The organism is Streptomyces griseoflavus (assembly GCF_014649995.1).
Lineage (GTDB): Bacteria > Actinomycetota > Actinomycetes > Streptomycetales > Streptomycetaceae > Streptomyces > Streptomyces griseoflavus.
On record NZ_BMUC01000021.1, the window covers coordinates 40,192 to 50,233 of the forward strand.

The 10,042-nt window shown below is 74.1% G+C and carries 11 protein-coding genes and 1 tRNA gene; 5 read left to right on the forward strand and 7 right to left on the reverse strand.

The window, feature by feature from the left end:
• The first annotated feature begins 293 nt into the window (after nucleotides 1-293).
• Both IE172_RS31090 and IE172_RS31095 read left to right on the forward strand, forming a co-directional pair.
• Nucleotides 294-1,535 carry a sensor histidine kinase gene (locus tag IE172_RS31090; protein WP_190100678.1) on the forward strand — a complete coding sequence of 414 codons (1,242 nt, stop codon included), beginning with the start codon at nucleotides 294-296 and terminating at the stop codon, nucleotides 1,533-1,535.
• Nucleotides 1,536-1,552: 17 nt separating this feature from the next.
• Nucleotides 1,553-2,263 (forward strand): response regulator, encoded by a 711-nt coding sequence (locus IE172_RS31095; RefSeq protein ID WP_190100679.1) that lies wholly within the window; start codon nucleotides 1,553-1,555, stop codon nucleotides 2,261-2,263.
• 37 nt (nucleotides 2,264-2,300) lie between these two features.
• Here the strand turns inward: IE172_RS31095 and IE172_RS31100 are convergent, their stop codons facing one another.
• The 5 genes from IE172_RS31100 to IE172_RS31120 all read right to left on the reverse strand — a co-directional run bounded on the left by IE172_RS31100 (nucleotide 2,301) and on the right by IE172_RS31120 (nucleotide 5,313).
• Nucleotides 2,301-2,837: an NUDIX hydrolase family protein gene (locus IE172_RS31100; RefSeq protein WP_189561558.1), complete on the reverse strand. Its 537-nt coding sequence runs from the start codon at nucleotides 2,835-2,837 to the stop codon at nucleotides 2,301-2,303.
• A 22-nt stretch (nucleotides 2,838-2,859) separates the two neighbouring features.
• Nucleotides 2,860-3,672 (reverse strand): SAM-dependent methyltransferase, encoded by an 813-nt coding sequence (locus tag IE172_RS31105; protein ID WP_190100680.1) that lies wholly within the window; start codon nucleotides 3,670-3,672, stop codon nucleotides 2,860-2,862.
• Between the two features lie 121 nt (nucleotides 3,673-3,793).
• Nucleotides 3,794-4,453 carry an HhH-GDP family DNA glycosylase gene (locus tag IE172_RS31110; RefSeq protein WP_190100681.1) on the reverse strand — a complete coding sequence of 220 codons (660 nt, stop codon included), beginning with the start codon at nucleotides 4,451-4,453 and terminating at the stop codon, nucleotides 3,794-3,796.
• 2 nt (nucleotides 4,454-4,455) lie between these two features.
• A complete protein-coding gene (locus IE172_RS31115; protein ID WP_190100682.1) occupies nucleotides 4,456-4,788 on the reverse strand; it encodes a DUF3140 domain-containing protein in 333 nt (110 codons plus the stop codon).
• Nucleotides 4,789-4,830: 42 nt separating this feature from the next.
• Complete coding sequence (locus IE172_RS31120; protein WP_190100747.1) at nucleotides 4,831-5,313, reverse strand: Dps family protein; 483 nt, start codon at nucleotides 5,311-5,313, stop codon at nucleotides 4,831-4,833.
• Nucleotides 5,314-5,618: 305 nt separating this feature from the next.
• On the opposite strand from IE172_RS31120, the gene IE172_RS31125 reads away from it, so the two are divergent.
• Both IE172_RS31125 and IE172_RS31130 read left to right on the forward strand, forming a co-directional pair.
• On the forward strand, nucleotides 5,619-6,806 hold the full coding sequence (locus IE172_RS31125) for a thiolase family protein (protein ID WP_190100683.1): 1,188 nt from the start codon (nucleotides 5,619-5,621) through the stop codon (nucleotides 6,804-6,806).
• Between the two features lie 66 nt (nucleotides 6,807-6,872).
• The gene (locus IE172_RS31130; protein WP_190100684.1) at nucleotides 6,873-7,646 is read left to right on the forward strand and encodes a sulfite exporter TauE/SafE family protein; all 774 of its coding nucleotides are present in this window, start codon (nucleotides 6,873-6,875) and stop codon (nucleotides 7,644-7,646) included.
• On the opposite strand, the gene IE172_RS31135 is transcribed toward IE172_RS31130, so the two are convergent.
• The gene (locus IE172_RS31135; protein ID WP_229886635.1) at nucleotides 7,632-9,065 is read right to left on the reverse strand and encodes a diacylglycerol/lipid kinase family protein; all 1,434 of its coding nucleotides are present in this window, start codon (nucleotides 9,063-9,065) and stop codon (nucleotides 7,632-7,634) included. The genes IE172_RS31130 and IE172_RS31135 overlap by 15 nt on opposite strands.
• A gap of 275 nt (nucleotides 9,066-9,340) precedes the next feature.
• Nucleotides 9,341-9,871, reverse strand: a complete 531-nt coding sequence (locus tag IE172_RS31140) for a DUF309 domain-containing protein (RefSeq protein WP_190100685.1) — start codon at nucleotides 9,869-9,871, stop codon at nucleotides 9,341-9,343.
• Between the two features lie 100 nt (nucleotides 9,872-9,971).
• On the opposite strand from IE172_RS31140, the gene IE172_RS31145 reads away from it, so the two are divergent.
• Nucleotides 9,972-10,042: transfer RNA gene (locus IE172_RS31145), tRNA-Pro, on the forward strand.

Genomic DNA, 10,042 nt, shown 5'->3' on the forward strand with positions numbered 1-10,042 from the left:
TCGCGAGGCAGTCGGAGGCCGCATCGGGGAAACCCGGGGCGGCCTTTTCGTCGTTTCCCCGAGCCGTCCCCCGCACGGAAGCGGAAGGGCCCGCCGGCCGCCGGGTGCCACCTCCGGTGCCGGAGTACCGCCAGGGTTTACCCCGGCCGTCATCCTCCGGTCCGACGACCGGTCGCCGCCACCGGCCTACTGTCGGGTGTCGAGGGGGGCACCTCGTGAGGACGGACGGGGGGAGGTGCCCCGGTCGCCGGGAACCCGCGACCGGGGCGCCGTCATGGCCGTACGCTGCGCCCGTGCGCTGGATCAAACGCCTGATCGAACGACGGGACGTGTGGCTGGACGCCGTGATCGCGGTGGCCTTCACCGTGGTGGCCGTCCTGCTCGGCCGCGAGCCCGAACGGGGGTCGGGCTGGCAGGCGCAGGACGGCCTCGGCGTCGCCCTCACCTGCCTGGTCAACGCCCCGCTCGCGGTGCGCAGGCGCGTCCCGCTCACCGTCTTCCTGACCAGCGCCGCGGCGTGGGCGCTGTTCATCGGCCTCGACTACTGGCCCGTCGTGAACTCGGTGGGCCCCTTCTTCGCCCTGTACACGGTCGCCGCGCTGCGGCCCCTGTGCCCGGCGCTGGCCTGCACCGTGCTGGTGGGCGTGGTGTGGGTGTTCGCGGGCTGGCGGGCCGGACAGGCCACGCCCGCCGTCATCGCCCAGGCGGCGGTCTTCCCGGCCGTCGGCTGCCGGGCCGGCATCGCCGCCCGGATCTCCGCCCGCCGCGCCGACCGGCTCGCCGAACTCACCGAGCAGCTGCGCCGTGAACAGCGGGACCGCATGCGCCGTGCCGTCGCGGAGGAACAGCGGCGGATCGCCCGCGAACTGCACGACGTGGTCGCCCACCACATGTCGGTGATCAACGTGCAGGGCGGACTGGCGCGTTACGTGTTCGACTCCGAGCCGGAGACCGCCCGCACGGCGCTGCGCACCATCAGCGAAACCAGCCAAGAGGGGCTCGGCGAACTGCGCCGCATGCTGACGCTGCTGCGCACCGGACCCGACGACGGCGCGGGCACGGAACCGGACGGGCTGGGCGGCGCGGAGGCCGGAGGGACACCGTACGCGCCGATGCCGGGCCTGTCCCGCATCGAGGACATGGCCGGACGGGTCAGGGCCGCGGGCGTCCCCGTGACCCTGCGGACGGAGGGAACTCCCCGGCCCCTGGCGCCCGGTGTCGAGCTGTGCGCCTACCGTGTGGTGCAGGAGGCCCTGACCAACGTGATCAAGCACGCCCGCCCGGCCGACGCCACCGTCGTCGTCGCGTACGGCGCCCGGGAGCTGACCGTCACGGTGACCGACGACGGCCGGGACGACGGACGACGGGAGCGATCGCATCCGGCCAACGTCCCGCCGTCGTCCGGACACGGCTTGATCGGGATGCGCGAACGCGCCAGGCTCTACGGCGGCACGCTGGACGTGGGTCCGCGCGCCGACGGTGGATTCAGGGTGTGCCTCACCCTGCCCACCGCGGTGCGGACCGCCGGGAAGTGAGGGAATCGATTACGGGGATGATCAGGGTGCTCGTGGTCGACGACCAGGATCTGATCCGGGCGGGGCTCGTCGCACTGCTGCGGGCCGCGCCGGGGGTGGAGGTCGTCGCGGAGGCGACCGACGGCACGGAGGCGGTGGCCCGCGCCGCCCGTACCCGGCCCGATGTGGTGTTGATGGACATCCGCATGCCCGGCACGGACGGCATCACGGCGACCGAGCGCATCCTCGCCGAGGCGGCCGCCGCCCCGCCCGCCGGCCCGGCGCCGGAGACGGGACGGCCCGCACTGCCGCGGGTGCTGGTGCTGACCACCTTCGACCTCGACGAGTACGTGTACGCCGCCCTGCGCGCGGGCGCCTCCGGATTCCTCCTCAAGGACACCGGCCCCGAACGGCTGCTGGAGGCGATCCACGCCGTCGCGCGCGGTGACATGCTGTTCGCGCCGAGTGTGACGCGCCGGCTCATCGAGGCGTACGTGCAGCGCTCCGAACCGGTGCCGGACTCCCCGGCGTCCCTGGAGGCGCTCACCGCCCGGGAGCGCGAGGTGCTGCTGCTCACGGCGCGCGGACTGTCCAACACCGAGATCGCCGAGCAGTTGTTCATCAGCGAGGCGACCGTCAAGACCCACCTCAACCGCACCATGACCAAGCTCGACCTCGGCAGCCGGGCCCAGGCCGTCGTCGTGGCCTACGAGAGCGGCCTGGTGATCCCCGGCGGCTCCGCCGGCTGACGGACGGCGACTCACCGCCCCGGGCCGGCGGCTCCCGTCAGATCGCGCAGCCCGCGTGCGCCAGCGCCTGCTTCAGCAGCACGCCGTGCCCGCCCGGCATCTCGCTCTGCACCGCCGGGGACACGGCCTCCTGCGGGCTGAACCACACCAGGTCCAGCGCGTCCTGCCGGGGCCGGCAGTCACCCGTCACCGGCACGATGTACGCCAGCGACACCGCGTGCTGACGAGGATCGTGGAAGGCGGTGACGCCCTGGGTGGGGAAGTACTCGGCGACCGTGAACGGCTGCAACGACGCCGGGACGCGCGGCAGCGCCACCGGGCCGAGGTCCTTCTCCAGGTGGCGCAACAGGGCGTCGCGGACGCGCTCGTGGTGCAGCACCCGGCCGGAGACCAGCGTCCGGCTGACCGTGCCGTCCGGCCCGATGCGCAGCAGCAGGCCGACGCTGGTGACTTCGCCACTGTCGTCGACACGCACGGGAACGGCCTCGACATACAGGATCGGCATCTGGGCGCGTGCCATCTCCAGATCGTCGGAGGACAGCCAGCCCGGCGTGGTTTCGGTCATGTCAGACATTGCTTGATCATACTTTCAGCGGTCAGGGCTTCACGGCCACCGCGCCGTACTGCGGCACGACGAGGGCGGAGCCGGGTGCGGCGCGCCACTGCGAGCAGGACACCGGACCGGGTTCGACGAGTTCCAGTCCCTCGAGGAACGCGGTGATGTCCGCGGCGCTGCGGGCGGTGATCGGGGGAGTGGCGTTCTCGTTCCAGAACTCCATGGCGCGCACCTGCGGTTCGCCGCCCACCTCGACGTCGGCGGTGGGGTGCGTGAGGACCAGGAAACTCCCGGAGGGCACCGCCGCCATGATCCGGCGCACGATGCCGCGGGCCTGGTCGGTGTCGAGCACGAAGTTCAGGATGCCGAGCATCATCACCGCCACGGGCCGGGTGACGTCGAGCGTCCCGGCGGCGCGCCGCACGATCGTCTCGGGGTCGCGCACATCGGCGTCGATGTAGTCGGTGGCGCCCTGGGGGCTGCCGGTCAGCAGCGCGCGGGCGTGGACCAGCACGGTCGGGTCGTTGTCGACGTAGACCACCCGTGAGTCCGGCGCGACGCGCTGCGCGATCTCGTGGGTGTTGTCCCCGGTCGGCAGCCCGGCGCCGATGTCGAGGAACTGCCGCACCGCGCGCTCACGGGTCAGGTACGTCACCGCCCGGCCCAGGAAGTCCCGGTCCGCCCGGGCGATGTCCCGGATGACCGGGATCATCGAGGCGACGTGGTCGCCGACCCGCCGGTCGACCTCGTAGGTGTCCTTGCCGCCGATCCAGTGGTTCCACACGCGGGCGTTGTGCGCCACACCGGTGTCGGGTCGTGCCGGACCGCCCGGCGGCGTGCGGCTCTCGCTCACGTCCGCTCCCCCTCCCTCGGCCGTGCGACCCCCGGCGGGCCGCTTCCGGCCCATTGTGCCGCGCGGCGATCACGGTGTCCCGCGAACAGGCGCGTGGGCAGGCTCCGTTGAGGGAAGGGTGTCAGCCGGCGGTTCGGCTCAGGACGTCGTCGGCCACGTTCCTGCCGATCGCCGCCCGCACCAACGCGGCGGCGAGAACCGCGGGTTCGGTGCGGCCGGCCAGGTCCACCAGCCGGTCCGGGTCCTGCGGCAGCCCCAGCCGCCGCGCGCCGTCGAGGGCCTTGCGGTCCAGGTACGGGGCCGTCTCGGGCCAGACGCGCTGGACCTCCCGCAGGAAGATGTCGGCGCCGGCGGGGCCCACGCCCGGGAACTCACGGAGCAGACGGCGCAGTTCGCCCACGTCGCCGTCCGCCTCCGCGCGGAGCCTGCGCAGGTCACCACCCCAGCGGTCGGTCAGCACCACTGCTTCCTCGCCCAGTTGGGTGGCGGTGCGCTCGTCGTATCGGCGGTAGCCGCCCCGGCCGAGCGCGTCCACCCTTTCCTGCCGGTCCGCTCCGGCCATGCGACGGGGATCCCGCAGCCCCGCCTCGTGCAGGGCACGGGCGGAGGCCACGGCGATCGATCCGTTGATCCGGGCGCTGAGCAGGTGGGCCAGCACCAGCAGCCGGTACAGCGGCTGCGGAGTGTCCCTCAGCGTGATGCCGGCCTCTTCCGCGTACGTCTCGCCGTGTGCGTCGACCAGGGCGCGCAGCAGGGCGCGTTCCTCGTCCCGGCCGGTCACGGTCAGCCCTTGAGCGGGTCGTGGCCCAGCGTCATCAGGTGGTGGCGCCGGGCGGTGTCCTGGGCCAGGGGCTCGTTCTCCAGGTCCGTCTCCGCGGTGACGGTGTCCACGACCTCCTCCATCACCCGCAGGTCGTCCTCGGTGAGGTCGGTGCGGCGCTTCTGCAGGATGGCCAGGACGTGCTGCCCCGTCTCGGGGCCGGCCCGGTCGGGCAGGGGTTCCGTCGTCTCCTCGGCGTCGCTCACCCGCAGCCAGGCCGCCAGTTCCGCCGAGGTCATGTTCACCACGCGGTGGAACTCGTCCCACAACGCGTCGTTCTCGAGGGCGTCGCCCATGGTGTGCCCCTTACGTGCTCGTGCTTCCCGGTGCCGTGTCGGTCAGGACGTGCCGGGGAAGTTCTCCGCCTCGAACATCCACCGCTGCTTCTCCAGTTCCGCGGTGATCGAGATCAGCAGGTCCTGGGTGACCGGGTCGGCCTTCTCGGTGGTGTCGATGCGCTCGCGCAGCCGGGTGACCGCCGCGCCCAGCGCCTCCGTCATCACCTCGACGGCCTCCGAGTCGCGCAGCCAGCCCTCCTTCGGGGCGGGCAGCGAGAACACCTTGGCGATGGTCTCCGGGCGGCCGTCCGGCGGCACGCCGAGGGCCGAGGCCCGTTCGGCCACCGTGTCCGCCTGGGCGCGCGTCGCCGCGACCACCTCGTCCAGCTGGAGGTGTACGGAGCGGAACCGCGGACCCACGACGTTCCAGTGGGCCTGCTTCCCGATCAGCGACAGCCCGAGCAGGTCCACCAGGGTGTCCTGGAGGGCCTCGCAGGCTGTGCGGCGGGCCTCGTCGGGCAGGGTGCTCCTCACGACGGTCATGAAGTGCTGCTCCTCCTTCTGGTTGCGTCCGTGGTCCCGGAGCCGGGCCACCGGGGGCGTCCTCGCCCGCGCCGCTCCAGACAGTGGCGGCATGCTCGGGTTGTCACCCGCGCGGACGGCGCTCCGCGACCACTCCTGAACGCGCGGGTGCCCGTGGCCCACCGGCGCAAACACGGCGGGGCGAGGTGCGGCCGGGATCTTCCCAGCGGGCCGGGCGCCGGTCTATAGTCCAAAACTAGCAGTGCTAATCACGAGGAGTCTCGCCGGTCACGGCCCCACGGCCGGCGCGGGTCAGGAGTCCTGTCGTGCGTCCCGTCCACTTCGCGGCCGCCCGCCGCACCCCCATCGGCAAATTGCGCGGAGCCCTCTCCACGGTCCGGCCCGACGACCTCGCCGCCGCCGTGATCCGCGGCCTGGTCGCCGACCTGCCGGCCCTGGACCCGGCGCGCGTCGACGACGTCTACTGGGGCGCCGCCAACCAGGCCGGCGAGGACAACCGCAACGTCGCCCGCATGGCCGCCCTGCTCGCCGGGCTCCCCGATTCCGTCCCCGGCGCCACGGTCAACCGGCTGTGCGCCTCCGGGCTCGAGGCGGTCACCGCCGCCGCCCGCACCATCGCCGCAGGCGAGGCCGACATCGTCATCGCCGGCGGCTCCGAATCGATGAGCCGCGCCCCCTTCGTCCTGCCCCGCCCCGACGAGGCACTGCCGCACCGCATGGAGACCGCCGACACCCGTCTGGGCTGGCGACTGGTCAACCCCGCGATGAGGGAACTGCACGGACTGCTCGCCATGGGCGAGACCGCCGAGGAGGTCGCCGCCCGGTACGGCATCACACGCGAACGGCAGGACGAGTTCGCCCTGCGCAGCCACCGGCGCGCCGCCGACGCCCGGAAGAACGGCCACTTCGACGACGAGCTCCTGCCCGTCACCCGCCCGGACGGGGTGGTCGTCGACGCCGACGAGTGCGTCCGCGAGGACACCTCGGTGGAGAAGCTGGCCCGCCTCAAGCCCGTCTTCCGCGCGGGCGGCTCGGTCACCGCCGGAAACGCCTCCCCGATGAACGACGGCGCGGCCGGCCTCGTCCTCGTCAGCGAGGAGGCCCTCGGCGAACTGGGCCTGGAGTCGCTCGGCCGCTACGTCGCCGGAGCCTCCGCGGGCGTCCACCCGGACGTCATGGGCATCGGCCCCGTGCCCGCCACGCGCAAGGTCCTCGCCCGCGCCGGCTGGGACATCGGCGACCTCCAGGAGGCCGAGTTCAACGAGGCGTTCGCGGCGCAGGCCCTCGCCTGCGTGGACCAGCTCGGCATCGACCCCGGCCTGGTCAACCCCAGCGGCGGCGCGATCGCGCTGGGCCACCCGCTGGGCTGCTCCGGCGCACGCATCCTCACCACCCTGCTGCACCGCATGCGCCGCACCGGCGCCGGACGCGGCCTGGCGACCATGTGCGTGGGCGTCGGACAGGGCAGCGCGGTCCTGGTCGAGCGGGGCTGACCACCGCCGCGAGGGCGACCCGGTCCTTACGGGGTCCGTTGCTTGCACATAGCATCGGTCCCCGCGATGAACACCATGACCCTCTGGCACCTCACCGGCTGGGAATTCGCCGCGCTCGCCTTCGCCGCCCTGCTCGTCGGCTTCTCCAAGACCGCCGTCAGCGGGGCCAACACGGTCAGCCTGGCCATCTTCGCCGCCGTCCTGCCCGCCCGCGCCTCCACGGGCGTGCTGCTGCCCATCCTGATCGCCGGTGACCTGCTCGCCGTGCTCACCTACCGCCGGCACGCCCACTGGCCCACGCTGTGGCGGCTGTTCCCGGCGGTCGCGGCGGGCGTCGTCGCCGGCACCGTGTTCCTGATGTGGGCGGACGACGGGATCGTACGGACCTCGATCGGAGCGATCCTGCTGCTGATGGCCGGCGTGACCGTGTGGCGGCGGCGCCGGGCCGACGCCGGGGACGACCCCGACCGGGTCACCACCCGCGCCGGCCGCGCCAAGGCCCGCTCCTACGGCGTCCTCGGCGGTTTCACCACCATGGTCGCCAACGCGGGCGGCCCGGTGATGTCGATGTACCTGCTCTCCGCCGGCTTCCGCAAGCTGGGGTTCCTGGGCACCTCGGCGTTCTTCTTCCTGATCGTCAACACCTCCAAGCTGCCCTTCAGCGCCGGTCTCGGTCTCATCGACGCCGACTCACTGCTGCTCGACGCCGCGCTCGTGCTGTTCGTGGTGCCCGGCGCGCTGCTCGGCCGATGGGCGGTGAACAGGATCAACCAGCGGCTCTTCGAGCAGCTGGTGATCGCGGCGACCGTGGTGGGCGGCGTGCAGCTACTGATCCCCTGAACGGGGCCCGCCCGGCCGCGCCCCCTCGCGCGGACCGGCCGACCGTCCCGTGCCGGACGAGGCGTCGTGGAACGGACGGTGCAGCCGGCTCGGCGCGGCGGTGCGGCCGACCGTCGCCGCGAGTTTGCGCAGCCGCCGCCAGTCCAGCCGGGGCGGCGCCGGGGCGACGCCGGGCCGCCTGCGCGGGACCCGGACACGGAGCACGCCCGGTGCGATGCGGCAGCGGACGGGCGCGGGCAGCACCATGGCCTCCCCGTCGACGCCGGCCTCGATCTCCTCGACGTCCGCCTCGACGACGACCTCCGTCGCGGTCAGGACGGTGAGCCCGCTCGGATCCGGGTGCAGCAGCAGACCGGCGGCGTTGACGGCGCCCTCCAGCTTGACCCCGAGGACACCGAGCACGGCCGAGTCGAGCCGCTCCCGCCGGCCGAGTCCGAACGGGTCACCCGTGCGGTAGGGGTTGTTGCTGACCAGCACGGCCTGCGGCGCCGTCAGCGTCGTGTCGCACGCCCGGGCGACCAGCCGGGGCCCCTGCTGCCCGGTGAGCAGGTCCGGCAGCATCTCCAGGCTGGTGCCGATCTTGTCGTCCCGGTAGGCGGGACTCTGCACGATCGCCGCGTACGCGCCGAAGGAGGCGTTGTTGACGAACGGCTGCTCACCCGCGAAACCCAGGTCGACCCGGAGTTCCACGCCGTCGGTGAGCGCGTCCAGACAGGCGGCCGGGTCGCCGCGGTCCAGGCCGAGGTCCAGGGCGAAGTGGTTGCGCGTCCCGGCGCTGATGACCAGGAAGGGGATGTCGTGCTCGGCGGCCACGGCCGCGACCAGTGCCTGGGTGCCGTCGCCGCCCGCGGCGCCCAGCAGGTCGGCGCCGTCCGCGACGGCGGCCCGGGCCAGTTCGGTGACGTCGTGATGCCGGCCGGGTTCGAGCAGCACCACCCGGGCACCGAGCCGCTCGGCCTTCTCCCGCAGCCGGAACCGGCCCACCTTGCCGCCGCCCGACCGCGGATTCATGATCAGCACCGGCCTCCGTGGCGGCGGCAGCCGCCGCTCCCGCACGTGCGTCTGCCCGCCGCCCGTGCCGCGCAGCGCGTATCTGCCGCTCCACACCGCCAGGCCCCACAGGGCCAACGACACCAGCAGCGCCCAGAACAGCGTCACGGCGAACAGGGCGAGCAGACCGGCCGGCACGCACACCGCGACCAGCGCGGACACCCAGCGCAGCGGCCCCCGCAGGGTCAGCGTCCACCACACGGCGGCCGCGCTGAGCCCCAGCCCCGCCACCCCGGACACCAGCAGCAGCAGACCCCGCAGCCCGCCGTAGACCAAGGGGGTCGCCACCGCGAGCGCGGCGGCGGCCAACGCCCCCCGCGCCGCCCACCGCTGGGCGTGATAGCCCCGCTCGCTCCAGTCCACGGCCATGACTCCTCCAGTCGCCCGGCGTCATCGTAGGGCGTGCACCCGCACCCGTGCGGCCCGACGGCGATCATCGACGGACGGCCGCCGAACCCGCCACCCGGACCCCGGCCCCGCCCGGTGGCCGGCGAACCGGTCACCGCCCCGGACCCGGGGCCGCGCGTCGCCCGGCCGGCGGACGAGCCCCCGCCCGGGCCCGGTCGCCGGTCTCGTACCCGTCCGGGCCAAGGCGGGGCCCCTGCCCGCGCGCCCGCCCGGCGGGCGCCGTGGCCGAGGAGGCGTCAGGAGGCTTCCCGCAGCCGCGGCGCCCGCGCCTGCGCGTCCACGGGGCCACCGCCCCGCTCCACCTCCGCCGCCAGTTCCCGGGCCCAGGCGATCACACCCGGGAGGTCGATCCCGTGCGGCCGGTCCTCCGCCGCCTCCGCGGCCCACTCCTGAGCCGCACCGGCGCCCCGTCGCAGCAGCCGCGCCCCGCCGGTGGCATTACCGCGCGCGGCGTGCGTGAGACCCACCGCGAGCTGGGCCAGTCCCCGCCACAGCTCCCGCTCCCGCTCCGGTCCCGACTTCCAGGCGTCCTCGAACACCTCGTGCGCGTGGAACGGCTTTCCCCGGTCCAGCAGCCGCTGTGCCTCCGCGACACTCTCCTCCGGCCGCCGCACCACCCCCTCCGGCTGCCGGGCCACCCCCTCCGCGCCGTACGGGAGGGGCCGTCCGAGCCCGTCCCGGGGCCGCGCGTTGCGCGCCCGCCCCTCGGTGTCCCGGTCCCGCGCGGCGGCCGTCCGGCCCGTGGAAGTGCTGTCCATGCTGCCCATGCACCGATTGTCCCAAGTCCGGGCCCGCTTCGGCCGGGCCCGGGGTGTGGGGTAAAGTGCTGTTCGCGCGATCACGCGGATCACCCGCGTCGGCGCGCATCGGGACGTGGCGCAGCTTGGTAGCGCACTTGACTGGGGGTCAAGGGGTCGCAGGTTCAAATCCTGTCGTCC

Excerpts from the sequence above, each read along its gene's own strand:
- IE172_RS31095 (WP_190100679.1), top strand. The coding sequence starts at position 1,553 with ATGATCAGGGTGCTCGTGGTCGACGACCAGGATCTGATCCGGGCGGGG.
- IE172_RS31100 (WP_189561558.1), bottom strand. The coding sequence starts at position 2,837 with ATGTCTGACATGACCGAAACCACGCCGGGCTGGCTGTCCTCCGACGAT.
- IE172_RS31115 (WP_190100682.1), bottom strand. The coding sequence starts at position 4,788 with ATGGGCGACGCCCTCGAGAACGACGCGTTGTGGGACGAGTTCCACCGC.
- IE172_RS31120 (WP_190100747.1), bottom strand. The coding sequence starts at position 5,313 with ATGACCGTCGTGAGGAGCACCCTGCCCGACGAGGCCCGCCGCACAGCC.
- IE172_RS31130 (WP_190100684.1), top strand. The coding sequence starts at position 6,873 with ATGAACACCATGACCCTCTGGCACCTCACCGGCTGGGAATTCGCCGCG.
- IE172_RS31135 (WP_229886635.1), bottom strand. The coding sequence starts at position 9,065 with ATGGCCGTGGACTGGAGCGAGCGGGGCTATCACGCCCAGCGGTGGGCG.
- IE172_RS31140 (WP_190100685.1), bottom strand. The coding sequence starts at position 9,871 with ATGGGCAGCATGGACAGCACTTCCACGGGCCGGACGGCCGCCGCGCGG.